The sequence below is a fragment of the Desulfovibrio sp. JC022 genome (assembly GCF_010470665.1).
In the GTDB taxonomy this organism is placed as follows: domain Bacteria; phylum Desulfobacterota; class Desulfovibrionia; order Desulfovibrionales; family Desulfovibrionaceae; genus Maridesulfovibrio.
In genome coordinates this window covers 46012-68983 of record NZ_VOPZ01000014.1, presented here as the reverse complement: position 1 = coordinate 68983, position 22972 = coordinate 46012, and the positions used below count along the sequence as shown (strand labels likewise).

Below are 22972 nucleotides of genomic sequence, written 5' to 3'. Positions count from 1 at the left end.
CAATGGATAGTGTAATACTATTCATTTTTGACGAACAAGGTCAAATGGATTGTTCTGAAGTTGTAATAATTTTACTTGCCGGCTCGGACCATACGCAGGATTTCAAATGAATAATTACCGCAAAGACCATTGAATACAGGGCTTAACTGCATGAAACCTTCTTCTTTATATAAAGCGAGAGTGTCCTTAAGGCATTCAATTTCAGATGCGCTGAAATCAAGAATATCGCTTACATCAATTTTTCCGGCTTCAACGCAGGATGTCAGGTGGGCGTAAATTGTGGCCGGTTTGATGTTACGGGATTCGGCCACTTTCTCAATGTTCATGAGTTCTTCGAATAGTTCTAAGGTTTCTAATGCTGAAGCAGAAACAGTGGGGCCTTTTTTTTTAGGGGCGGAAGTGGGAACTTCTTTAATTTTGTCTTCCGGGATGGGAAAGAGATCCTCCGGTCTGCCATATTTTTCCTGATGGTCCAGCAGAACTTCGACGATGGCGGTTCCGTAACGGAAAATTTTTTGATCACCTAAGCCGCTTACAGCGTAAAGTTCGCCGGTTGTCTGCGGACGGTAGCAGCCCAGTTCCAGCAGGGTTTTGTCTGCGAAAATTGCGTAAGCCGGGACATGCTGTTCCTGCGCAAGAGTGTTGCGAAGCGCACGCAGAGATTCCAGAAGCTCCTTTGCTTCCGGAGTGGAAAGCGATGGGCTTTCTGAATCGCCGATGATTAGTTTTTTGCGGGCACGACGAGTTTTGGTTTTGGCCAGCACCGGGTCTTTACGCAGAGCTACGCTGCGTTCTTTGCGTAGTACTTGCCAGCTTTTTGCGTTCAGCTTCAGTGATCCGTAGCCTTCCATATCAACGTCCACCAGTCCTTGGGAAACAAGCTGGCGGTGGATGGAAAGCCATTCATCGCTATTAAATTCTTTGCCGATGCCGTAGGTGCTCAGACTTCCGTGTCCTTGTGCTGAAATTCGTTTGCTTTCCTTGCCCAGCAGAATATCGATTAGGTAGTTGGCCCCGAAAAGTTGCTCGGTTCGGTAAATGTTGGAAAGTGCCTTCTGCGCGGGAATTGTTCCGTCAAAGGTGGATGGCGGATTGATGCAGGTAAAACAGTTGCCGCAAGGTTTTTCAAGCTCTTCCCCGAAATATGCGAGCAAGGACTGACGCAGACACCCTGGTGATTCGCAATAAGCCAGCAGCGCATTAAGTTTGCGAAGTTCAAGGGCTTTGCGGTCATCAGGGGCATTTCCGGACATGATCATCCGTTTCAGGAAGCCGATATCCTGAATTCCCACTGACATCCATGCTTCCGCGGGTAATCCGTCTCGTCCGGCACGGCCTGTTTCCTGATAGTAGGCCTCAATAGTCTTGGGTAGGTCCAGATGAGCAACGTAACGTACATCGGGTTTATCAATACCCATGCCGAAAGCGATGGTCGCCACCATGACAATACCGTCTTCGGACATGAATCGGGCTTGATTGGCCTCACGGGTTTGGGCATCCAGTCCTGCATGGTAAGGCAGGGCGTTAATGCCCTGTTTGCAGAGCCATGCAGCTGTGGATTCTACTTTTTTGCGACTCATACGGTAGACTATGCCGCATTCAGCGAAATGATCGTTTTTGATGAAATTGAGCAGCTGCCGCTTTTCCTGATCCTTGGGAATTATAGTGTAGCGGATATTCGGGCGGTCGAAACCGGTGGCGAATATATCGTTTTCAGTAAATGAAAGGCGGCTCAGGATTTCTCTGCGTGTAGGGCCGTCAGCAGTGGCAGTCAGCGCCATGCGCGGAACCGCCGGAAACATTTCCGCAAACACGGAGAGACGCAGGTAATCGGGGCGGAAATCATGTCCCCACTGGGCCACGCAATGGGCTTCGTCAATGGCGATGAGGCTGACTTTGATCCCGGAAAGCATGTCCATGAATCCGGGCTGGCCCAGTCTTTCCGGGGCTACGTAGAGGAGGTCCATGTTGTTGCTATGCAATTCATGAATGATGTGGTTGGCCTCGGAAGGTTGTATCGATGAATTCAAACAGGCCGCACGCACTCCCATCTGTTGCAGAGCCGCCACCTGATCGCGCATCAGGGCGATGAGCGGGGAAATGACAATGCCTACACCCGGACGCAGGATAGCCGGAATCTGATAGCATGCTGATTTACCGCCGCCGGTGGGCATAAATACAACTGCATTGCCGCCGCTCATAATGCGGTTGATGATGTTCTCCTGCGGCCCGCGGAATGATTCATAGCCGTAGGTCTGGCGCAGGACATCTAAAGGAGTGCGGAGGTCTGGTTGATTCATAGTATATTTTGACTTTTTGTTTATGCGGGAAAATATTGATTGGTAGCTTACGTTTGTCTGTGCGCGAAAGTATCGGGTATGGGGTTGGTGGTCAACGAGTTATGATAAGGGAAGCCCCTTTCGGATGTTCCGAAAGGGGCTTCTTGTAAATTTAATGAATGTTTATGGCTACATCGCCCAGCCTTCGCCATTCTCTCCGCAGGTTAAAACCTGTGATCCTGTGGAAGTCACAGCGATGGTGTGTTCGAAGTGGGCGGAAGGTTTGCCGTCTTTGGTAATGATTGTCCAATGGTCTTTGAGGGTTTCAGTTGTTTTCACTCCTGCATTGATCATGGGCTCCACTGCGATTACCAAACCTTGTTTGAGTTTGAAATCTTTGACCAGCCTGCTGTGGTAGTTGGGGACCTGCGGGGCTTCCCAGAGGCCTTCGCCAATGCCGTGACCGACCAGTGACTCAACAACGGAAAAGCCTTCATTGCGGGCGTATTTGGACATTTCCTTGGCGATTTTGCTCCATTTTATACCCGGCTTGATCCGTTTGATGGCAATGCGCAAACACTCTTCGGTTACATCCATGAGTTTCTGCTTTTCATCATCAATGTCACCGATGGCATGGGTGCAGGCGCAGTCTGAGCACCAGCCGTTTAAGCGCACTCCGATGTCGATTGACAGGATATCACCGTTTTCCAGCTTACGGGCGGAAGGGATACCATGCACAATGGCTTCGTTGATGGACATGCAGCAGCCAGCGGGAAAAGGCGTTTTGCCGGGAACCCCTTTGAAAAGCGGGATTGCATCGTGAGAAGTGATGAATTTTTCCACTTCTGTATTGATTGCTTCGGTTGTTACGCCTGCTTCACACATATCTTTAGCCACCATGTGGGCTTTGTGGAGCAGGATGCCTGCTTCGCGCATGAGGTCGATTTGTTTTTTATTCTTTATAATCATTTGGATAACTCCAGAAATTTGTTTGTGACCGGGACAGGCTACTCCTAAATGTGGCTGTGTCAACCCACTATATTAGCCGTATGAGAGGATCTTTAGTGATAAAACAAACTTAATTCAAAAATGCTTTACTAAACTTTCTGTTTCCGTATTCTATAAGCAGAATAAGAAAGATCTTTTTTGTTTAAGTCCAAGTTTAAATTGAGATGGTGAAGTTATGGAACACAAGTATTCAGGTGAGGTAATATCCGTGCGGGGATCCGTTGTGGACGTGCGTTTCCCTGAAGATCTTCCTCCTTTGCTTTCTGTCATGCTTTCTGGCGGAGAACAGGTTGTAACCCTTGAGGTTGCCGACCATCTGGATATGAATTCCGTACGCGCCATTGCCATGACTCCTACCGGGGGGCTGGCCCGTGGCGATGCTGTTTATAGTGAAGGAGAAACCCTGCGAACTCCCGTGGGTGAGGAGTTGCTGGGCCGGGTCCTTAATGTTTTCGGTGACCCGGTGGACGGTAAAGATTTGCCTGAAGATGTAGAGTTCCGTTCTATCCACAACCAGCCTATCGAACTTTCCCAGCGCGTTGTTTCCGAGGAAATTTTTACTACCGGAATCAAGGTCATTGATTTGCTTATGCCTCTTGAGAAAGGCGGCAAGGCCGGACTTTTTGGCGGGGCCGGAGTGGGGAAGACCGTGCTTATTACCGAGTTGATCAATAACATGGTTGGCGCGCACAGCGGGATTAGTATTTTTTGCGGAATCGGCGAACGTTGTCGCGAGGGCGAGGAACTTTATCGCGAAATGGGCGATGCCGGGGTTCTTGATAATACGGTCATGGTCTTCGGACAGATGAATGAACCGCCGGGGGCGCGGTTCCGTACCGGACACACGGCACTGACCATTGCCGAACATTTCCGTGATGATCAAAGCAAGGACGTACTCCTGCTCATCGATAATATCTTCCGTTTTATTCAGGCCGGCATGGAGCTTTCCGGGCTGCTGGGCCGACTTCCCTCACGCATGGGCTATCAGCCTACACTCGGTTCAGATCTGGCGGAATTGCAGGAACGTATCTCATCCAGCCGATCCGGGGCAATTACTTCCATTCAGGCCGTCTATGTACCAGCCGATGACCTGACCGATCCGGCGGCGACACACACATTTTCTCATCTTTCATCTTCTATTGTCCTTTCCCGCAAGCGGGCCGGAGAAGGGTTTTATCCGGCTGTGGACCCGCTGGAATCACGCTCCATGATGCTTTCCCCGGCCATTGTGGGGCAGCGTCATTATGATGTGGCCCGCGAGGTTCGGCGCACTCTTGCCCAGTATGAGGACCTTAAGGATATTATTGCCATGCTCGGCCTTGAAGAGCTTTCCCGAGAGGATCGTAATATAGTTTCACGGGCGCGCAGGCTGGAGCGATTCATGACCCAGCCGTTCAACACCACCAAGCATTTTACCGGAATGGATGGTCGCATTGTCTCCCTTGAAGATACGGTCCTCGGCTGTGAGCTGATTTTGAATGATGAATTTCCCGATGCATCTGAACGTGATTTCTACATGATCGGTTCAATCGAGGAGGTCGGTAAATGAGATTGAAGATCTTAGTGCCCGCAGGTCTGTTCTTGGATCGTCTAGTGGATAAGGTTCTGGCGGAATCCACCAGAGGCGGTTTTTGCTTGCTACCTAACCATATTGATACGGCTTCATCCCTTGCACCGGGGATTTTGACTTACGTTGTTGAAGGTGAGCCGCACCATCTGGCGGTGAATGGCGGCGTGTTGGTTAAGAAGGGAGATGCTGTGCGAGTTTCATCCCGTGCGGCAGTTGCCGGGGAACTCGGCGAACTGGAGGCTGAGGTTTTGCGTATGCAGGATGAGGCCGCAGAAGCTGAAAAATCAGCACGTAGCGCGGTTGCCAAACTTGAGGCTGGATTTGTGCGCACTCTCATAGAGGTGGAGACTACATGAGTGAACATAAGCCCGGTGATCACAAAACAGACGAATTTCGCCAGACTGTAGGCACGAAAGAACAGCGCAAAATCCGTGCTGAGCAGAAAGGAACGGTTGGTGCGTGGTCGGCTTTCGGAGCCATGGGTGCTGTGGGCTGGCTGGTGGCTCTGCCTGTGGTGCTGGGAAGTTTGTTTGGTGCGTGGTTGGATTACCGCTGGCCAGCCAAGATCAACTGGACAATGACCATGCTTGGAGCGGGCTTGGCTGTTGGGTGCCTCTTCGCCGGAATATGGATGAATCGTGAGAAGAACAAGATCATCAAGGAACGTGAGGAATGGGAAAAGCAGGATTTGAAGTTAAAGGACGGAGAAGATGATCATCAGTAATTTTATGATAACCATTGCCGCTTTCGGTATCGGCTTGCTTCTTTCGGCAATTCATTTCGGAGGATTATGGCTCACTGTGCGCATGTTGCCCCGTTGCGAGAGGCCAAGACTCTTTTTCTGGTCCAGTTATCTGGGCCGTTACGGAATCACACTTTGGGGGTTTGCGCAGGTTATGAGTTATGGACCGTTGCCGTTTGTGTCCGCTTTTTTGGGATTTTACCTATTACGGACCTATGCGCTGGCAAATCATTGCGGCATGGGCATGCTTGATATTTTTAAAATGAAGGGGACTGAATGGAAATAAGCCCGGACCATATCATTTATTTCAGCTTTGGATTCATCAAGCTGAATGCCACCATTGTTTATACATGGCTGGTTATGGTCCTGCTTGTGGGATTTTCATGGTTTGTGACTCGCAAGGTTACTGCCTCAGCGCAGATTTCAGGGCAGCAGAATTTGTTGGAAGTTTTAGTGGGCGGGCTGCTATCCCAGATCAAAGATGCTACCAACCAGCAGCCGAAGAAGTTTTTGCCGTTACTTGGAACCTTGTTCATATTCATTCTCGTATCTAATCTGCTTTCCGCTGTGCCTGGGTTCAAGCCGCCCACGGGATCTCTCTCAACTACCACCGCGTTCAGCTTGGTCGTATTCTTTGCTGTTCCATATTACGGTATTAAGCAAAATGGTTTACTCAATTATCTCAAAAGTTACGTGCAGCCCTCGCCGTTTATGCTGCCCTTTAACATTATAGGTGAAGTCAGCCGGACTTTTGCTTTAGCAGTACGCCTTTTCGGGAATATACTCAGCGGAACCATGATGGGCGCGATATTGTTGGTCATCATGCCGTTGTTTGTTCCGGTGATTATGCAGATGCTGGGGCTGCTTATCGGAGTGGTACAGGCTTATATTTTTACAGTACTTGCTGCGGTTTTTATTGCAGCAGGTCTGGAAGTGCATGAGAGTTGATGGAGGTATTTATGGAAACTCTTGGTTGGATTGCATTCGGGTCGATAATTGCGGCAGGGCTTTGCATGGGCATCGGGGCTATCGGGCCGGCAATTGGTGAGGGGATGGCTCTTTCACGGGCACTTAGCTCCATTGCCCAACAGCCGGACGAAACCAATACTATTGTGAAGTTCCTGTTTGTGGGGATGGCAATGGTTGAATCTACAGCGATTTATTGTTTTGTACTGGCTATGATTCTGCTTTTTGCCAATCCGTTCTGGTCATACTTCATTGAAAAGGCCGGAGGCTGATAATGTTGCTGGACTGGTTCACGATCTTTGCCCAGATCTTGAACTTCTTTGTGCTTATCGCGCTGCTCAAGTTGTTTCTGTATAAGCCGATTGTTGAGGCTATGCAGGAACGTAAAGAGCGTATTGCGAGTGAGACGCGGGTCCTGCGTGAAGCCAGAGTTGAAGCGCAGACCCTTAATATAGAACTCCTACGTAAGCGTGAGGATCTTGATAATCGCGAATCTGAGGTCATGGCTGAAATTCATGCCGAGGCGGAAAGGTGGCGGGAGCATGCCATGGAATCTGCTCGGGCTGAGATTGAAACCATGCGCAAAGAATGGCTCTCCGCGCTGGAACGGGAAAAAGAATCTGTCGCGCTCAACTTGCGCAAGAAATTGATTTATGAAGTTTCCGCTACAGCTGCACGCATTGTACAAGATTTATCTGGCAGTGATTTTGAGCAGTTGGTCTTAAACGGATTTATGCAGCGTATTGATGAAGAAGTACGCGGAGTGGATTGTGGAAATTCTGAAATCTTAATCCGTACCGGATTCGAACATACTGAGCTACAAGAACAAAACTTGAAACAATTGCTTGATGAATTGTTCCCGGTTCAAAATGAACGAATTTTTACAACCGATTCCAGACTCGGCCTCGGCATAGAATTGATAGCCGGGGATCGAAAGTGGGAATGGAATTTAAATTCTTATGTCGCTGAACTGGAAAATAAAATTTTAACGGAAATAAATAGCTAAACTTTCCGTACGCTTTTCAAACGAAGCGGCGAAGCCTTATTAAAAAGTTTTGGGATTCTTAAACCCTTTTTTAAAAGGGTTTAAGCCCTCGGAGAGCCGCCGGAGGCATACAAAATGTCATTCCTAGAAAAAAACATTAATCAAGCCTTGAATGCTCATGAAAAGGGCCGCGAGAAGATGGAATACAGCCCGGACTCTCGTGAGGTCGGCCGTGTTTTGTCCGTGGCTCGCGGCGTGGCTCAGGTGCAGGGCCTTGGTTCTGTTCGGTCAGAAGAATTGATTACGCTTGGCAATGATATTCCGGGCATGGCCCTTGATTTGTTGCCGGACTCCATCGGCGTGGCATTGCTGGGTGATAACACAGGACTTAAGGCCGGGGATGAGGCTGTTCCTTCCGGTACGGTGCTTAGCGTACCCGTAGGTGACTCTTTGATCGGGCGCGTTGTCGATCCGCTTGGTAATCCGCTGGACGGCGGCCCGACCCCGGAAACTTTCGAAACCCGCGTGGTGGAATCGGAAGCCCCTCCTATTTTGATGCGTGCCCCTGTGGATACGCCTATGTCCAGCGGTATTAAGGTGATTGATACACTGATTCCCATTGGGCGTGGACAGCGGGAGTTGATTCTAGGCGACCGCCAGACCGGGAAGACCGCTATAGCTCTAGATATTATCCTGAATCAGAAAAAGGGTGACGTTGTATGCGTTTATTGCGCCATCGGGCAGCGCAGTACTTCTGTGGCGCGGGTTATTGATACTTTGCGTAATCATGGGGCCATGGATCACACTTTTGTAGTCGTGGTTGAGGGTGATGCGCCTTCGGGTATGCAGTATATCGCACCCTATGCGGCAACGAGCATGGCTGAATATTTCATGGAACAGGGCAAGGATGTTCTTATTATCTATGATGATTTGACTCGCCACGCACAGGCCTACAGGCAGCTTAGTTTGCTCATGCGTCGTCCTCCGGGGCGCGAGGCTTTTCCAGGTGATATTTTCTATATCCATTCAAGACTGCTGGAACGATCCACAAGGCTGAAACCGGAACATGGCGGCGGCACGCTTACCGCACTTCCCATTGTGGAAACCGAGGCCCAGAACATTTCGGCTTACATTCCGACTAACCTTATTTCTATTACTGACGGGCAGATTTATCTTTCCCCGGTGCTGTTTCAGAAGGGCATGCTCCCGGCAATTGATGTGGGTAAGTCTGTTTCCCGAGTGGGCGGGCGTGCACAGCCCAAGGCCTACCGCAAGGTTTCCGGCGATCTGCGTTTGACATATTCCCAGTTTCAGGAGCTGGAGGCTTTTGCACGGTTCGGCACAAGACTTGATCAGGATACCCGGAATCGCATTGAACATGGAATGCGGGTGCGGGAATTGCTCAAGCAGGACCGTTTTTCGCCGCTTAGTGCAGCCCAGCAGGTGGTGATTCTCTGGACGGTTTCATTGGGATTGCTGGATGACATTCCGCTGGAGCGTATCGCAGACGTGCAGGAGTATCTGCTGAGCCGTATGGAAGAGGGATTTGAATCCATGGGACGTCTTGCGCAGGCTGAACCCAAGGATGAAATCTGGTCCGAACTTGAAAAGGCGGTTAAGCATCATATGCAGAAATGGAGAGATGCTAATGCAGCAGCTTGAGGCCGTACGCAAGAAGATTGCGACCACGGGCGATCTGCTTTCGGTGGTCAAGACTATGAAGGCCCTTGCTGCGGTTAATATACGTCATTTTGAGAACGCGGCCAAGGGAGTTGGTGAGTATGCCGAGGTCATCGAACAGGGTTGGACCGTATTCTTTCGCAATGCCGGAATTCTGCCCCACGGTCCAAGGGATGGCTTTGCAGTTGTGCTGGCTATCGGGTCCGATCAGGGAATGTGCGGGCAGTTTAATGAGCTGGCACGGGCCGAGACAGTAAAGGTCGTAGATGAACTCCATAGCGCAGGTCACAAAGTAATCTGTTGGACCTGCGGAGAACGGGTGCGTGGAGCGTTGGAAGATTCAGGAGTCGAGGTCGATTTGAATTTTCGTGTTCCGGGCAGTCTGCGCGGAGTGGATACTATAGTGGATGATATTGAAAAGAATTTGGAAGAGTGGCGGAACAAGCGCGGGATGAATCATTTCAGCATAGTTAATAATCTGCACGTTAGCGATGGGGCCAAGGTCGCGGCCCGTCATATTTTGCCGCTCCATAAGCGTAGCGGAAGCACGAAATGGGATGGAAGATCCCTGCCCATGACCAACGTTCCGGTTCAAGATTTATTCTCAAGTTTATTCAGGGAATATCTATATATCTCCGTATACGGCGGAATTGTTCAATCTTTAGCTGCCGAGAACAGTTCGCGCCTCGCCGCCATGCAGGTAGCCGAGAAAAACATCATCGAGCATGTCGAGGTCCTTGAGTCCGAGTATCGTACTACCCGGCAGGGGAACATTACGGGTGAGTTACTTGATATTGTTGCCGGGGTGGAGGCGGTTGTTGGGGGGTAGGGGGATTCGAACCCCCGGAGGGCGTGAACCCTTTTGCGGATGCTCTTTGACTGCTTTGCTTTAAATTCGACATATGTTAGTTGGGAATTAATTTTTGTTCGGAGATTTTACAGTATGTCGAAAAGTAGGCCGAGTCGATCGCTAACAAGTTATGAAATTAGTGGTTGGGTGTTTGTTGTAGTAGGTTTGATCAATGCCTGTATTTTTACTTATCTGTTGCATCGCGATGGTTTTATCCAGATTGGCGAAAAGATAATTCTTGATAGTGCAGGACAGCTTGGTTCTTTTATTGGGGCACTTCTGGAGCTTGTTGGGCTTTGGCAGGTGTCTTTTTCTTTTATGCCGCATTGAAGTTGCAGCGTGAGGATATACAGCTTCAACGTGATGATTTTCAGCTTCAGCTTGACGTCATGAAGAAGCAGCAAGAGGAGGCAGAGAATCAGAGAAAAATAATGGCCTTACAGCAACGAGATTTAAAACGACAACGAAAAATATCAGAGAAGCAAGCTTTTGAAGTTACTTATTTTAATTTATTAGAAAGATTAAAGTTAAAGGTTGATGAAAGTTGGGATGACTATACTCCAGATCCATTAAAAAGATATGCAGAAATTCATTTGAAATTCCCTACCAATAGAAGCTATTACACCAGTGAATTTAGGGATAATAAATATGATTTTAAAAAACTACTTATTGAAATTGAAGATGAAATAATTGCAGCTGTACTTGGTGATCCTTTAAAATATACTTCTGCCCTTGTACAAAAACATTTTTTGCTGTTGTTTGTGTTGTACAAATACATTGTGGATAATGGGTATGATGAGCCTTATTATTCAATTATAGATGCAGAACTACCCTCTAGTTTTTTGCGTTATTGTTTGTATTCGGCGTATGTGTTGCGTGGTAATGAGTATCAAATGTTGATTGAAAATAAGATTCCTGTGCAATATAAAAATTTATATTTTGAGAAGCACGCAAAATTGTTTACACGGTTGACTAACTAATACCAGTAAAGAATTAAATTTAAGTATGAATCTGAAGCGTTTACTCTATATCACGCCAATCCTGACTATGCCGCAACACTCGTAAAATTTCGACTTCTTCATTACAGCAGTAAGCTACAAGATAAGCCCCTTTAAGCACTATTAATTCGCGTGTGCCGGGAACTCTGCCAGCCCGGCCTATTTGAGGATGCTGTTCCAGTTTTTTTACACTTTTTAAAATGGTTGATGCAACTTTTTTTGCTGATTCAGGATCGTCTTGGCGTATGTATTCGTATATGGAATCCAGATCTAAAGTGGCACGCTCAAGCCATTTAATTCTCGGCATACTTTGCCTCTAAGTCTTCATGGGCGGTCCATTTGGCTTCAGGGCTTCTGGCTTCGTCCAGCCCTTCCTGAATTGCCTTGACTTGCCACTCATTTACATCAAGATAGCTTGAGATGGCTTCACCAAACAGAAAAGCTTTTGATCTATTGGTTGCCTGAGCCAGTTTTTCAATTCGCTCTTTCATCTCGGAAGTCATGCGAATTGTTACCACTTCGCTTTTGGGTTCTTTGCTTATCATTTTTATGTCTCCATTTGTAATACACTGTATTACGACGTAGCACAAAAGACAAGTTTCGATTAAATCAAAACCTCCCCCGCCTGCAAAAGCAAACGGGGGAGGTTTCTATTTAGGAAGGTGGCTGTGTCTGTCTATAGGAAGATGGTCTAGTTGCTCTCAACTGCTGCGCTGGGGCGCACGTACTTCACGAAGAAGGCACCGAATGCTGCTACTGCTGCTGCAATACCGATCATGATGGAGATGTTCATGTCCAGTCCGAAACCGATCTTGGCCTGGCAGATGAATGTGGCGACAACTGCGGTCATGAAGGTTGCGGGGATGGATGCGATCCAGTGGAGTTTTGCGCGCTGGGCGAGGTATACTGCGGAGGTCCAGAGAACCAGCATGGACAAGCACTGGTTGGAGAAGCCGAAGTATCTCCAGATTGCTGAGAAGTTCTGGGTGGAGATGATGTAACCGAGTATGAACAGGGGTACTGCGATAAGCAGACGCTTGATAGCGGGGCCCTGATCCATTTTGAAGGTTTCCGCTACGATGAGGCGGGTGGAGCGGAAAGCGGTATCACCACTGGTGATGGGCAGGATTACTACTGCGATGATGGCGAAGATTCCGCCTACGGGGCCGAGCAGGGAGTTAGCAACTTCAGATACCACTGCGGAAGGGGAACCGGCAGCGATAACAGCGTTGAGTGCTTCGGGGGATTCGTAAAAGGACAGTCCGAGGGTACACCAGATCAGGCCGATGATACCTTCGATGATCATTGCGCCGTAGAATACGGGGCGGCCTTCTTTTTCATTCTTTACGCAGCGGGCCATAAGCGGGGACTGGGTCGCGTGGAATCCGCTGATCGCGCCGCAGGACAGGGTAATAAAGAGCAGGGGCCAGATGGGCTTGCCGCCGGGGTTGGTGTTAACTGCGAAATCGAGGTTGGGCAGCATGGTGTGGCCGCTGAACATGAGGGCGATTGCGAGGGCAACAGTCATAACCAGCAGCAGTGCGCCGAATAAGGGGTAGAGTCTGCCGATGAGTTTATCAATGGGCAGGATGGTGGCGAGGAAATAGTAACCGAAGATGCAGGCCACGAGGATTCCGGTTTCTACTCCGGTCAGTCCGGTGAGCAGCTTTGCAGGGGCGAGTACGAATACAACACCGACCAGCATGAGCAGTACGAATGCGAAGACACGCATTACCTGACGGGCGGTCATGCCGAGGTATTCCCCGACCAGTTCGGGAACGGATGCGCCGTTGTTACGGATGGAAAGCATACCGCTGAAGTAATCATGTACAGCGCCGCCGAAGATACAGCCGATGACGATCCAGATAAGGGCTACGGGACCGTACAGGGCACCGAGGATAGGGCCGAAGATGGGGCCGATTCCGGCGATATCCAGAACCTGAATGAACATGAGCTTCCACATGGGCATGGGCATGTAGTCAACACCATCGCGCATGGCGTATGCGGGAGTGGTGCGGTTTACGTCAGGCGCGAACACATTGTCCACGAATTTACCGTAAAGAAGATAACCGACAATAAGGGATGCCACACAAGCAAAGAAAAATAGCATAAAAAGTTCCTCCGTCTTTTTGCTGAAAAAAATTATGCCCTTCTTCTGGCATAATGGGAGGGATCAATTCTACGCTTTGTGTTTGAAATGCCGTTTTCGGTGTTTGAAATGACTTATGGGGGATGGGATGGATTAATTCTGCGCTTTATCTGGGAATGTAATATTACAAAATAAAGCCTGACGCGATCATAAATCGTGTCAGGCTTTTACTTATTCAATTTGCTGCGATTCTTACTTAACGAGATCTTTTGCAAATTCTACAGCTTTTTGTTTGGCTTCTTCCCCGAGGTTGTCGGGGTTTTTACAGCCGCCCATAAACAGAGTCGCGGTGTGTTTGGTCATGTGCGGCTTTTGCATTCTGGCGAGGCCGATGAAGGTTTCTTCGGCGTTGTTTTCGAGAGGTCCGCCGCCGGTGATCAGAATGCCGTGACGCTGGCCTTTGATCAGGGACTCGTGGGTTGGCATATGGTAGTCGACGTACAGGCTGTATGTTCTGTCGATAACAGCTTTGAGCTGTGCGGAAACACCCCAGAAGTAGAGCGGGGAGGCGAATACAACCGCGTCGGCCTGAACCATCTGTTCCAGAATTTCGGGGATATCATCTTTGATCACACAGCCAATTTCTTCCGGTTTTTCCTTACATTTCATACAGGCCATACAGCCTTTCAGTTCCTTATCATTAAGGTAGACGGTTTCAGCTTCATGGCCCATTTCTTTAAGTTCAGCTTCAACCCATTCGATCATCTTTGCTGTGTGACCATTTTTTCTGGCACTGCCTTGAAGGCATATAACTTTCATTTTCTGCTCCTGCTTTGTTAGCTCGTGTGGCGATATGGATTTGGTATCAGGCGCGACACTGGCTTGATTAGTCGAGATTGTGTAGTTGCCTGCATGGAAAGCAGGCGGAAATATTGCCGGGCAAAGTTAAGCAAGATCGGCAGGAAGTGCAACGGACAAAAGTAGTAAATTGTGCGGGAGTGATTTACCCCTTCAATTCGGCAACAACATCGTTAACAGCGCGGTTGAAAAGTTTCATGACCTGTCCTTCAGTCTGGGGGCGGCCTTTCTTGAAGATGAAGATGGGCACGGCTTTATTTTTTTTTTCGGAATAGAAGTAGAAAAGACGTAAACCTTTACGCGGGGAGATGCGCAGGATTCTAATGGATACCCTGATTTTGCGCAGGGCAATTTTGTTGAGACCTCGGTAGACAACTCCTCGGGCCGGTCTTTTTATGATTTTCTTTTTGGCGCGTTTAATATCCCGCTTGGCCTGCGGGTATTTTTTGAGCAAACTTTTTTCGTAACGCAGGTAAGCGTCTGTTTCCTGAAGCATGGTCATGCTAGAGCACCTCCTCAAGCTCGCTGAGGGAGTGCTGAATTTTCGGGTCCGAAGCAATGGAGAGGTCTAGCACAAGGTCATTCCAGTCCAGCACAGGGCCGGTAAGCCTGCGCCCTGCCCAGCGCGCAAAGGGGGAGGGGAGGGTGCAGAGTCTTGCGTGTGCCGCAGTGAGTTGATCCTTTAGGTTTACTGCATTTTGAAGCACGTCCATACAATCTTCACCTGCATTGATATGGCAAGATGCATCCTGCCAGTCTTTGGAAAAATTGCGGATGACTATTCGGCTGAGGCTTTTGATTACAAAGAGGGTCTTGATGGTGCTGTAGAGCTTGATGCCTGTGGTGGATTTTGCGTACACGGTTTCATGCAGGGTTTGAATCCGTGCAGCAAAGGAATTGAATATGCGGGTGTTACAGGAACATTTACTCATAATTGCGGCCTTAAATTGTGATTATTTAATGGGTAATTTAGAGCAGCGGAGCTTTTTTATCAAGGCCTACCCCGCATTCCTCGTAAATTCACGCATCTGTACAGCTGTGCGCAGCTTGGGAACCCGGAAGGTTATTTCGGTTCCTGTTCCTTCCTCACTTGTTATGATCATCTTGTACTGCGGTCCGTAAATCTGTTCCAGACGTTGGATGCAGTTGCGGACCCCGATCCCTTTTTCGCGGGAATCGATTTTCTTTTTGGCATAGATGGCTTCGATCTGCTCTTGTGCCATGCCGATGCCGTCATCTTTAATGGAGACATTCATTTCTTCATTTTCACAGTAAATGTTGATGGTAATGGTTCCGCCCTCTTCGCGGCCCATGAGACCATGTTTCACACTGTTTTCCACTAAAGGTTGAATGATCAGGGGTGGCATGGGCCATTTCAGACATGTCTCATCTACATCCAGATCAACCTTGATACGTTCACCAAAGCGGGCCTGTTCGATAGCAAGATAGCTGTGCAACTGGGCAAGTTCCTCGTGCAGAGGTACGTATCCGCGGCTGCTGTCGAGGTTTTTGCGCATGTATTTGGAAAGTTCCAGCAAAAGTTCGCGGGCCCGGTCGGGGTTGGTGCGGCAGAAGGACGTGACTGTGTTCAGCGAGTTGAACAGGAAATGCGGGTTTATCTGGGCCTGCAAACGGCGAATTTCCGCATGGGTCAGCATCTGTTCCTTGATCTGGATTTCTTCCAATTCAAGCTGGGTGGAACATAGATTGGCCAGTCCTTTAGCCATTTCAAAAGAAAGCTGGTTCAGCTGATTTTTGCGGGTTCCGTATAATTTGAGGGTGCCGACCACTTCGCCGTTCTTGTGCAGGGGTACCACAGCCGCAGAGGTGAACGGGCAGCCCGGATGGGTACAGCCGATCTTTTTTCCGGATTCCAGAAAGAGCGGTTCTCCTTCGGCTAGGACTTTCAGAGTGGATTCGGTTCGTATTTTTTTACCCGCCAGATGATGGTCCGCCCCGGCACCTACGTGGGCCAGCACATTCACGTTGTCGGTGATGGCAACGGCTGCGGCGGTTAGGTGGGTGTGGATGATCTTTGCTGTTTCCTGTGCCGATTCAAGGGTCAGTCCTGATCGTAAATGGCTGACCGTAAGGTTGGCAATATCTAGGATATGCTGGGCCTTGACTGAATCCTGTTTGGTTCCGTGGCGGAAAACTATATGGATAACCTGCGCAAAGAGAGCCGCTCCGAAAGTGTTTAGCACGATCATGGGCATGGCGATAAGTTCAACTAATTGCAGGGCTTCTTCGTAGGGATGGGAGAGGTAGAGGACCATGAGCATGTGGACGATTTCGCCGACAAAAGCCAACCCGGCTGCGGCCCGCCAGTCCATTTTTTTGCTCAGGTAAAGTGATACTATTCCGGCGGCAAGTCCTTCGATCATGGTTGCTGTGCCGCAGGGGATAGCACTGAAGCCGCCGAGATCTATCAAGATACGATGGCCTCCGGCAATGAGTCCTGCGCCGAGCCCCACCAGCGGTCCGCCGAAGAGTCCGCCGGTAATGACAGCCATGGCGCGTAGGTTGGCAACGGATTGAAATACAAAGTTGCCGCCATAAGTTCCCAAAATTCCGCAAATCCCGAAGATAAGAATCTGCATGGCAATATCAGTTCTGGGAGAACTCTGGCGAAAACCGATCTTATGGACCGGGGTAATTGTCAAAAGCAGGAAAGCCCCGGCAACAATAAGGCCGAAACGCTCGGCCAATGTGATAATTAAGGTCTCTGGATTCATAATAATATCTGTAAAATTTATATAACGAAGCTGCGAAGCAAACTAAAAGTTTTTGAAGAGTGCAGAGAAACTTTTTTCAAAAAGTTTCTTTGGCCCTCGGAGAGCCGCCGGAGGCACACTTAAGCCAATCCTAAACGTTGGCGGAAATCTTTTACTCGTCCTTTGCTGAGGATAATTTCCTGCTCATCAATATGCTTCATGGTTACTACATATTTGCCGTTAAACCACGGCGCAAAATCGCGCACATGGGTCAGGTTGACCATCTCGCCGCGATTGGTGCGAAAAAAAGGCTGGCCCAGTAAACGTTCTTCAAGTTTGTCGAGAGTTTTGTCGCCGTAGCAGGGGAAGATTCCTTTTTGCGTGTAAATCATGATCTTGCGGTCTTCCACCCGGCAGAGAATTACGTCAGACGGCTCGAGAAGCAGAATACGACCGCTGTCTTCCACTGAAATGCGCAATACCTTGGTGCCCATACCCATGCTGCTGAGCAGGGCGTTCATGTCCGGCATTTCAACTTTTTCTTCACAATTGGCATAAACGAGACAGCGAATGCGTTTAATGGATTTTTCCAGCCTTTCTCGGGAGAGGGGCTTGAGGATGTAATCTACAGCGTTTTCTTCGAAGGCTTGCAAGGCGTATTCATCGTAAGCCGTAGCGAATACTACTAACGGTGGTTCAGGGAATTGCATGATCTCCTGCAAAACATGAAAACCGTTTTTGCCGGGCATCTGAATGTCGAGAAATACGAGATCGGGATTCTTTTCTTCGATGAGTCTTATACCTTGTGATGCTGAATTGGCAGTGCCGACGATATCAATGTCATTGAAATCGGACAGCAGAAAACTTAGCTCGTCAATGGCCGGGACTTCATCGTCAATGAGGATACAGCGTATGTTTTGTTGGCTGGACATGAATTGGTTGTTAAGGTGAAAATTTTAGAAAAGCAAATAACAGTAAAAAAGGGATGCCGATAAATTCGGCACCCCTTACTTTTTATTCAGCCTTGTGAACAACCAATTGGTCGAATGGAATATTCCATCCAAAATGGGTGCAGGCATCTACGCTGTAGCGTTGCAGAGCGCGGTTCAGTCTTCCGTATAGTGCTGCAATATCGCTGTGGAAATCTGCAATAATAACCAGATTAAGTGATGATGCGGCAGCGGATTCAAATTCAACATTCAGGTTGAGGACATGCTTGGTATAACCGTCCTTTTCAAGTTTGGCAGTGATGAACTCTTTGGCTTGTTTTACGATAGTGGAAGTGCAGTTAGCCTGATGAGCGTAGTCGATGCCGAATACTGATTTCAAACGGAAATTGCGGGAAAGGTTCTTGGGATTAAGGCCCAGAAAATCCGAGGTCTGATAAGTTACGTAGGCTCCGCCGCGTTGGATAAGCTCAACCATATCCGGGGACTGGCTGATTACTTTACCGCGAATACCGTCAGAAAGGATGACCCAGTCATCGATCATGCAGGGGAACCATGGCTCGTTTTTACCCACTGGACGGGAGATAACATTTTCCAGTTCACCGATGGGCAGCCTGATGCGGCTGGGGCTTAGGGCCGGGTTTTTAAGTTTGGCGAAGAGCGCGAGTCTGTCCACCTGCCATGGTACGCCGTTGTAAGTGATGCGCTCGTTTTCACGTACAGAACCGAGATTGAGAATAAGTTTAACCTGTTCGTAATAGCGGGTGAAACCTTCACGTGCGGTCCAGAGGGCACCGATGATGAAGATGATGGCAATGCTGAGCAGAAACCAGTCGCCGGAGATATAGAGTGTGAAAAGGGAGGCTGAAGTTGCCGCAATTACAGTGAAGATCAGTAGCAGAACTTCTATGAGCCTGATGTAGAAGGGGCGTTCCTTGGTCTTGAATGCCGGATGGCTCTTCTTGAAAATACGATCCACAAAACGGAAAAATAAAAATACTCCGGCAAAGGCCAGCATGGCAAAGAGAATGTTCTTTCCTCTGCTTTTAAAGAATACAGCCATTACTTTTTTGGTGGACTGGTAAAAGGACTGTTTGTCCTTGGTCAGTTCTTTCAGTTCAAATCGGGCGACATCAAGTTGGTTGTCGATATTGGTGCGTCTTTTTTCGAAATCGGTTTTAAGGACTGTTAACTCCGCTTTAAGTGCCGGAGATTTTGCCGCTGCAATTAAGGTGTCGATATTTTGGACTGCTTCTTCGGCTCTGGGCAGTCTGCTTTCAAAGTAGGCTACCCTGCTTTTCAAGCGTTCAATCTGCCGGGGCCGTTTGGTCATTTCCTTGAGTTCCTGAAGCAGGGGACGGACCAGTGTTTCCACTTCCTCCTGCCATACGAAATCCTGCTGCGCAGCTTCATTGAAAATGGTTAGATCCAGTCCGGTTGCAACTTTTATAAAATTCTGGCGGACATTTTTAAGCTGTTGTTTCAGGTCGGTGAGCTTAACGGAAAGGACTTCCTTGTCCATCTGGTGACTGGTTTTCTTGAGTGTCTTTTTGGTTACTTTGATTTGCGCTTCAAGTTCGGATTTATACTGAAGCAGGTTGGCAAGGGTTTCCGCCTGAGTGGTTTGTTGCTCAACAAGGGTTTCTGCTGCTTTTGCAGGGGCGGGTGTAGCTTGTTCGTTTTGGGCTATTGCGCTGGCGGGGCTTTGCAGCAGAAGAAACGTGAGTAAGAGGGCTATAGCTGAAAATGTGCGAAAATTTTTAGTCGTCATGGTCAATTCCTGATTGAATTAAAAAATTAGAACAGCTTCAAATAAATAGCTGCATTTGCCGGGAACGATCAAGTATTAATTGTTCGCTGTATGAGTGTCTTTCAGGCAGCAAAAGAAAAGCAGGCATGAAGGGGAATTTTCATACCTGCTTAATAATATTTTAAATTATTTGTCGTGGATGAGCTAAAATTCTACCTGACTTTCCTGCAAGATAGCCTTGCCCGACTGGGTATCAATGACGGCTCCAAGTGCTTCGATAACTGAACTGTCGTATTTCTTATCAGCCATACTTTGCAATATTTCTACTGCCTGACGTGCTGTTTTGGCTTTTCTGTAGGAACGTTTCTGGACCAGTGCGCTGAAAGTATTGGTCACGCCGAGAATTCTGGCCAGCGTGGAGATACTTTTACCTTCCAGTTTGTTGGGATAGCCGGAACCGTCGAGAGTTTCCTGCATCTGCCAGATTGTCTGGGTAATGGGCAGGTCAAATTCCACACCTTCGAGAATTTTGCAAGTGTGTTCAATATAGCGTTGGGTTTCCTTGATTTCTTCAGGGGTAAGCTTACCTTCTTTTTCCATGATTTCTCTGGGAACAAAGGTTTTACCTACCTGGGAGAGAATAGCCGCAGCCTCAACTGTTGCGCAGTCTGCATCGCTAAGGAGCAGGGTTTCGGCAATTTCAAAGGCCAGTTTACGCATGAGGGAAGTATGACCATCCAGAAACGGGACACTTTCCACTGCCCTGATCAAGGCATTGATAACCTGTTGACGAACTTCGATCCCTCTCTCAGCTGCATTTTTTTCCGAAGTAACATCGCGATATACAGTGAGGATGGAGTCGCCTTCTTTTTCAACCGCGCAGGGCACAAAAGTAACCTGCATGGTTGATTTGCCGGATCCGCGGGTCATGGTCAGTTCTTCACTGTAAGCATTGTTGGACATGCTGACCATTTGGTCGCCATGAGAAAGAGTTTCGGCTTCATTGTGGTCAAAGACCTGATTGTCAGTAAGATTGAGGGCTTCTGTCTGTTTCAGTCCGGTGAAATTCGAAAAGGATTTGTTTACGTGGATAAATGCACCGCTATCGCTTTTCTTCAAGGTTACCGGTTCCGGCAGGGCGTTGTTGATTATGCGCAGCAGGGAAAGCTCTTTTTGCAGGGCCGGAATTTTTTCTTCCAGTCTGGAACTTTTGCGGTGGTATTTTCGTGTGGATGCAATAAACCGGATAGTGAGCACAAAGAAGACCATTGCTGCAAGGGTCAGGGAAGCGTAGATAATGCTTTCCTGTTTGTAGGTTGAAAGAATTATGCCCGGAACCGTAGCTTCGGTTTCAATCATTACCCACCAGTTTACCACAGGGATGAACTGAGCTGAGGAGTATACCTTTTTATCCATGGAAAGGTCTGTTCTTACTCCGAAGAGTACTTCGCTGACTCCGTCGAAGGATACTTTCATAGCCTGAAGTTTCAGACTGTTCGGATAGCTGAAAACTGTTTCTTCGCTGGTATCGCCGTTCTGCTGGATGAGATGGATTGTACTTTCATATTTGAAGGTACGTTCTGATCCGAGAAAGGCCCGCAGGATGGAGGTCATTGGAACTTCGAGCATAAGTACCCGTTCCGGTGGCGCGGATGTGCTGGTGGCATAGGCATCATAGACGGGAAGGAAAAGATCGGTCACAAGGCCGTTTCCTTTTGTGCGCAGGGGCGAAAACATGGGAGTGCGGCTGTGCAGGGTGTTCAGGACTGACTGTTTGTAGCCGTGGCCCAGAATTTCTTCCGGTCCCTGAGTGGATGCGAAAACCTCTCCGTTCGGTTCAAAAAGACAACCCGCAGAATAACCGCTGACTTTTACGAAGTTCTTAAGGTCTTCCTGAGCCTTGAGGACTTTTTTATTATCCGGGGAATTGAGGCCGTCAATTGCCATTCTGAAAATTCTGGAACGGGCTACTTCCTTACCGCGCATGACATAGCTGATCAGCTGGGAAGAAAGCAATTCCGATTCGTTTTCCACAACTACTTTCTGATATTCTTTAAGGTCAGATTGGACTGCCTGTTCTTTTTCTTTCCAGAGATAGCTGAGTGTTTCAAATGTCCCGCCTGCCAGTGCCAGCACCAGCAGGATGAGCAGCAGGTTTTTTATAGAGAAAACTCTTTTGAGAGTTTGTGTTATTTTATTTGCCATTTTATTTCCTGTTCATGAACTTGGTGATCACGATTATTAGCGGGTCCTGTGTTCGGAAAGAGCTCCGCGCATGCCCCGTGTGATGGGGGAGAGCAGGTATTCGAGAACGCTTTCTTCGCCGGAGAGGATGTTGACTTCAACTATCATGCCCGGCAGGAACTCTTTAACCTTCTCCGCGTCTTCCTTAACGGTGTTGAAAATTACCCGATAGTACCATGTGCGGGTCAGGTCATCGAAGTAGGTCTTGGCCGAGATATTGACGATCTTGGCTTTGAGCATAGTCTGGTCGGAAAATTCATATGATGAGGGCCGGATTTTGGCTGTCATACCGTTCCAGATTTTGGTTCTGTCGCTGGGCTGAACTTTCCCTTCAATACGGATGGTCGCATCAAGGGGGACGATTTCAGCCAAAGCTTCACCGGAGCGGACAATCCCGCCTACGGTGTTGGCACTCAGCTTATAGATGGTGCCGTCAATGGGGGAACGGATAACGCTGCGTACAATCTGTTCATTGGCAGCGTTAAGCTCTTCGCGTACGCCTTTCAACTCGGAACTTACGAGGTTGATTTCTTCGCGAATGTCCCGATAAAAATCAAGCTCCGCCTGATTGATGCGCTGCTCCAGTTCCCGGATTTCCAGTGAGTATTCGTCTCGTTTGTTGTAAATCTCGGCAATACTGGTGGTGATTTTAGCCAGTTCGGTTTTGCGTTGCAGCAGAAGCTGGCGGGAACCGATTCCCTTTTTGACCATGGGTTCCAGCATGTCGTGCTGCTCTTTGAGTACTTTCTGTTCATCAAGCAGGTTTTTTACGTGTTTTTCACTGGCGGAAAGGGCGGCCCTTGACTGCTGGATTTGAGTTTTGAGGATGTTGATTTTCTCATCAAGAGCATCTCCCCTGATACGGGCGAATTGGATTTCACTCCTTTCTACCGGGGTGGATGCTTTTTGTGCAAACTCGTCAGTCGTGTCGTTGCTTTCTGCAATAAGGCGGTTCAGTTTGGCTTGAAGCCTTCTCATTTTGATGAGGGACTTGTTTCTCTTTTCAGTAATATTGGTGTTGGCAATGGCCACAATTTCCTGACCTTTGCGTACTGTATCGCCTTCCTCTACAAATACCTTTTCAACGACGCCACCTTCAAAGTGGCCTACTATTTTATCAGTCAGATTGGTTTCAACCACGCCTTGGGCGCGGACTGTCTTTTCAATTTTGCTGGTGTGGGCCCAGAGTATGAATACGGCCGAAAACGCCAGAATGAGCAGCAGGACAATGCAGTTTCCAAGGCTTTTTTCCAAGGACCAGAGCAGGTTGCTTTTCCAGTTCTTTCCCATGA

24 protein-coding genes are annotated in these 22972 nt (G+C 48.4%); 11 read left to right on the top strand and 13 right to left on the bottom strand.

Going from position 1 to position 22972, the window contains the following annotated elements; all coding sequences use genetic code 11:
• Positions 1 to 71 precede the first annotated feature (71 nt).
• Together recQ and map are read right to left on the bottom strand one after the other, a co-directional pair.
• Positions 72 to 2300 carry a DNA helicase RecQ gene (recQ, locus tag FMS18_RS18945; RefSeq protein WP_163296238.1) on the bottom strand — a complete coding sequence of 743 codons (2229 nt, stop codon included), beginning with the start codon at positions 2298 to 2300 and terminating at the stop codon, positions 72 to 74.
• Between the two features lie 168 nt (positions 2301 to 2468).
• Positions 2469 to 3248 (bottom strand): type I methionyl aminopeptidase, encoded by a 780-nt coding sequence (gene map, locus FMS18_RS18940; RefSeq protein WP_163296237.1) that lies wholly within the window; start codon positions 3246 to 3248, stop codon positions 2469 to 2471.
• A gap of 214 nt (positions 3249 to 3462) precedes the next feature.
• Between map and atpD the strand changes: the two genes are divergently transcribed.
• From atpD to FMS18_RS18885, 11 genes are all read left to right on the top strand, one after another.
• Positions 3463 to 4836 carry a F0F1 ATP synthase subunit beta gene (atpD, locus tag FMS18_RS18935; protein ID WP_163296236.1) on the top strand — a complete coding sequence of 458 codons (1374 nt, stop codon included), beginning with the start codon at positions 3463 to 3465 and terminating at the stop codon, positions 4834 to 4836.
• Positions 4833 to 5213: a F0F1 ATP synthase subunit epsilon gene (locus tag FMS18_RS18930; RefSeq protein ID WP_163296235.1), complete on the top strand. Its 381-nt coding sequence runs from the start codon at positions 4833 to 4835 to the stop codon at positions 5211 to 5213. Before atpD ends, FMS18_RS18930 begins: the two co-directional genes overlap by 4 nt.
• Positions 5210 to 5581 carry an AtpZ/AtpI family protein gene (locus FMS18_RS18925; RefSeq protein WP_163296234.1) on the top strand — a complete coding sequence of 124 codons (372 nt, stop codon included), beginning with the start codon at positions 5210 to 5212 and terminating at the stop codon, positions 5579 to 5581. The genes FMS18_RS18930 and FMS18_RS18925 overlap by 4 nt, the downstream gene beginning before the upstream one ends.
• Complete coding sequence (locus tag FMS18_RS18920) at positions 5568 to 5885, top strand: ATP synthase subunit I (RefSeq protein ID WP_163296233.1); 318 nt, start codon at positions 5568 to 5570, stop codon at positions 5883 to 5885. The genes FMS18_RS18925 and FMS18_RS18920 overlap by 14 nt, the downstream gene beginning before the upstream one ends.
• Complete coding sequence (locus tag FMS18_RS18915) at positions 5876 to 6547, top strand: F0F1 ATP synthase subunit A (protein WP_163296232.1); 672 nt, start codon at positions 5876 to 5878, stop codon at positions 6545 to 6547. Before FMS18_RS18920 ends, FMS18_RS18915 begins: the two co-directional genes overlap by 10 nt.
• A gap of 11 nt (positions 6548 to 6558) precedes the next feature.
• Complete coding sequence (locus FMS18_RS18910; RefSeq protein WP_136675197.1) at positions 6559 to 6837, top strand: F0F1 ATP synthase subunit C; 279 nt, start codon at positions 6559 to 6561, stop codon at positions 6835 to 6837.
• Positions 6838 to 6839: 2 nt separating this feature from the next.
• The gene (locus tag FMS18_RS18905) at positions 6840 to 7571 is read left to right on the top strand and encodes an ATPase (protein WP_163296231.1); all 732 of its coding nucleotides are present in this window, start codon (positions 6840 to 6842) and stop codon (positions 7569 to 7571) included.
• A gap of 114 nt (positions 7572 to 7685) precedes the next feature.
• Positions 7686 to 9212, top strand: coding sequence for a F0F1 ATP synthase subunit alpha (locus tag FMS18_RS18900; protein WP_163296230.1), 1527 nt, complete (start codon positions 7686 to 7688; stop codon positions 9210 to 9212).
• Positions 9199 to 10059: a F0F1 ATP synthase subunit gamma gene (locus FMS18_RS18895; protein WP_163296229.1), complete on the top strand. Its 861-nt coding sequence runs from the start codon at positions 9199 to 9201 to the stop codon at positions 10057 to 10059. Before FMS18_RS18900 ends, FMS18_RS18895 begins: the two co-directional genes overlap by 14 nt.
• Before the next feature lie 114 nt (positions 10060 to 10173).
• Positions 10174 to 10410: a hypothetical protein gene (locus tag FMS18_RS18890; protein WP_163296228.1), complete on the top strand. Its 237-nt coding sequence runs from the start codon at positions 10174 to 10176 to the stop codon at positions 10408 to 10410.
• The gene (locus tag FMS18_RS18885; protein ID WP_163296227.1) at positions 10377 to 11060 is read left to right on the top strand and encodes a hypothetical protein; all 684 of its coding nucleotides are present in this window, start codon (positions 10377 to 10379) and stop codon (positions 11058 to 11060) included. Before FMS18_RS18890 ends, FMS18_RS18885 begins: the two co-directional genes overlap by 34 nt.
• Positions 11061 to 11100: 40 nt before the next feature.
• Here the strand turns inward: FMS18_RS18885 and FMS18_RS18880 are convergent, their stop codons facing one another.
• The 11 genes from FMS18_RS18880 to FMS18_RS18830 all read right to left on the bottom strand — a co-directional run bounded on the left by FMS18_RS18880 (position 11101) and on the right by FMS18_RS18830 (position 22970).
• On the bottom strand, positions 11101 to 11385 hold the full coding sequence (locus FMS18_RS18880; RefSeq protein WP_163296226.1) for a type II toxin-antitoxin system RelE/ParE family toxin: 285 nt from the start codon (positions 11383 to 11385) through the stop codon (positions 11101 to 11103).
• Complete coding sequence (locus FMS18_RS18875; protein WP_163296225.1) at positions 11372 to 11623, bottom strand: CopG family ribbon-helix-helix protein; 252 nt, start codon at positions 11621 to 11623, stop codon at positions 11372 to 11374. Before FMS18_RS18875 ends, FMS18_RS18880 begins: the two co-directional genes overlap by 14 nt.
• A 146-nt stretch (positions 11624 to 11769) precedes the next feature.
• Positions 11770 to 13188 carry a carbon starvation protein A gene (locus tag FMS18_RS18870; protein ID WP_163296224.1) on the bottom strand — a complete coding sequence of 473 codons (1419 nt, stop codon included), beginning with the start codon at positions 13186 to 13188 and terminating at the stop codon, positions 11770 to 11772.
• A gap of 231 nt (positions 13189 to 13419) precedes the next feature.
• Positions 13420 to 13986, bottom strand: a complete 567-nt coding sequence (locus tag FMS18_RS18865) for a flavodoxin family protein (protein WP_163296223.1) — start codon at positions 13984 to 13986, stop codon at positions 13420 to 13422.
• A 184-nt stretch (positions 13987 to 14170) separates the two neighbouring features.
• Positions 14171 to 14527: a hypothetical protein gene (locus FMS18_RS18860; RefSeq protein ID WP_163296222.1), complete on the bottom strand. Its 357-nt coding sequence runs from the start codon at positions 14525 to 14527 to the stop codon at positions 14171 to 14173.
• 1 nt (position 14528) lies between these two features.
• Positions 14529 to 14957, bottom strand: a complete 429-nt coding sequence (locus tag FMS18_RS18855; protein WP_163296221.1) for a hypothetical protein — start codon at positions 14955 to 14957, stop codon at positions 14529 to 14531.
• 66 nt (positions 14958 to 15023) lie between these two features.
• Positions 15024 to 16760, bottom strand: coding sequence for a LytS/YhcK type 5TM receptor domain-containing protein (locus FMS18_RS18850; protein WP_163296220.1), 1737 nt, complete (start codon positions 16758 to 16760; stop codon positions 15024 to 15026).
• A gap of 119 nt (positions 16761 to 16879) precedes the next feature.
• Complete coding sequence (locus FMS18_RS18845; protein WP_163296219.1) at positions 16880 to 17671, bottom strand: LytTR family DNA-binding domain-containing protein; 792 nt, start codon at positions 17669 to 17671, stop codon at positions 16880 to 16882.
• An 82-nt stretch (positions 17672 to 17753) separates the two neighbouring features.
• Complete coding sequence (locus FMS18_RS18840; RefSeq protein ID WP_163296218.1) at positions 17754 to 19457, bottom strand: mechanosensitive ion channel; 1704 nt, start codon at positions 19455 to 19457, stop codon at positions 17754 to 17756.
• A 183-nt stretch (positions 19458 to 19640) separates the two neighbouring features.
• The gene (locus FMS18_RS18835; protein WP_163296217.1) at positions 19641 to 21641 is read right to left on the bottom strand and encodes an HD domain-containing phosphohydrolase; all 2001 of its coding nucleotides are present in this window, start codon (positions 21639 to 21641) and stop codon (positions 19641 to 19643) included.
• A 36-nt stretch (positions 21642 to 21677) separates the two neighbouring features.
• Positions 21678 to 22970 carry an HlyD family type I secretion periplasmic adaptor subunit gene (locus FMS18_RS18830; RefSeq protein WP_163296216.1) on the bottom strand — a complete coding sequence of 431 codons (1293 nt, stop codon included), beginning with the start codon at positions 22968 to 22970 and terminating at the stop codon, positions 21678 to 21680.
• Positions 22971 to 22972: the final 2 nt, after the last annotated feature.

Bases quoted from the DNA above. Each gene is read 5' to 3' on its own strand.
- FMS18_RS18840 (WP_163296218.1), bottom strand. From the start codon at position 19,457: ATGACGACTAAAAATTTTCGCACATTTTCAGCTATAGCCCTCTTACTC.
- FMS18_RS18870 (WP_163296224.1), bottom strand. From the start codon at position 13,188: ATGCTATTTTTCTTTGCTTGTGTGGCATCCCTTATTGTCGGTTATCTT.
- FMS18_RS18830 (WP_163296216.1), bottom strand. From the start codon at position 22,970: ATGGGAAAGAACTGGAAAAGCAACCTGCTCTGGTCCTTGGAAAAAAGC.
- FMS18_RS18930 (WP_163296235.1), top strand. From the start codon at position 4,833: ATGAGATTGAAGATCTTAGTGCCCGCAGGTCTGTTCTTGGATCGTCTA.
- FMS18_RS18915 (WP_163296232.1), top strand. From the start codon at position 5,876: ATGGAAATAAGCCCGGACCATATCATTTATTTCAGCTTTGGATTCATC.
- recQ (WP_163296238.1), bottom strand. From the start codon at position 2,300: ATGAATCAACCAGACCTCCGCACTCCTTTAGATGTCCTGCGCCAGACC.
- FMS18_RS18890 (WP_163296228.1), top strand. From the start codon at position 10,174: ATGTCGAAAAGTAGGCCGAGTCGATCGCTAACAAGTTATGAAATTAGT.
- FMS18_RS18900 (WP_163296230.1), top strand. From the start codon at position 7,686: ATGTCATTCCTAGAAAAAAACATTAATCAAGCCTTGAATGCTCATGAA.
- FMS18_RS18865 (WP_163296223.1), bottom strand. From the start codon at position 13,986: ATGAAAGTTATATGCCTTCAAGGCAGTGCCAGAAAAAATGGTCACACA.
- FMS18_RS18880 (WP_163296226.1), bottom strand. From the start codon at position 11,385: ATGCCGAGAATTAAATGGCTTGAGCGTGCCACTTTAGATCTGGATTCC.
- FMS18_RS18855 (WP_163296221.1), bottom strand. From the start codon at position 14,957: ATGAGTAAATGTTCCTGTAACACCCGCATATTCAATTCCTTTGCTGCA.
- FMS18_RS18835 (WP_163296217.1), bottom strand. From the start codon at position 21,641: ATGGCAAATAAAATAACACAAACTCTCAAAAGAGTTTTCTCTATAAAA.
- FMS18_RS18860 (WP_163296222.1), bottom strand. From the start codon at position 14,527: ATGACCATGCTTCAGGAAACAGACGCTTACCTGCGTTACGAAAAAAGT.
- FMS18_RS18875 (WP_163296225.1), bottom strand. From the start codon at position 11,623: ATGATAAGCAAAGAACCCAAAAGCGAAGTGGTAACAATTCGCATGACT.
- atpD (WP_163296236.1), top strand. From the start codon at position 3,463: ATGGAACACAAGTATTCAGGTGAGGTAATATCCGTGCGGGGATCCGTT.
- FMS18_RS18905 (WP_163296231.1), top strand. From the start codon at position 6,840: ATGTTGCTGGACTGGTTCACGATCTTTGCCCAGATCTTGAACTTCTTT.
- FMS18_RS18845 (WP_163296219.1), bottom strand. From the start codon at position 17,671: ATGTCCAGCCAACAAAACATACGCTGTATCCTCATTGACGATGAAGTC.
- FMS18_RS18850 (WP_163296220.1), bottom strand. From the start codon at position 16,760: ATGAATCCAGAGACCTTAATTATCACATTGGCCGAGCGTTTCGGCCTT.
- FMS18_RS18910 (WP_136675197.1), top strand. From the start codon at position 6,559: ATGGAAACTCTTGGTTGGATTGCATTCGGGTCGATAATTGCGGCAGGG.
- map (WP_163296237.1), bottom strand. From the start codon at position 3,248: ATGATTATAAAGAATAAAAAACAAATCGACCTCATGCGCGAAGCAGGC.
- FMS18_RS18895 (WP_163296229.1), top strand. From the start codon at position 9,199: ATGCAGCAGCTTGAGGCCGTACGCAAGAAGATTGCGACCACGGGCGAT.
- FMS18_RS18920 (WP_163296233.1), top strand. From the start codon at position 5,568: ATGATCATCAGTAATTTTATGATAACCATTGCCGCTTTCGGTATCGGC.
- FMS18_RS18925 (WP_163296234.1), top strand. From the start codon at position 5,210: ATGAGTGAACATAAGCCCGGTGATCACAAAACAGACGAATTTCGCCAG.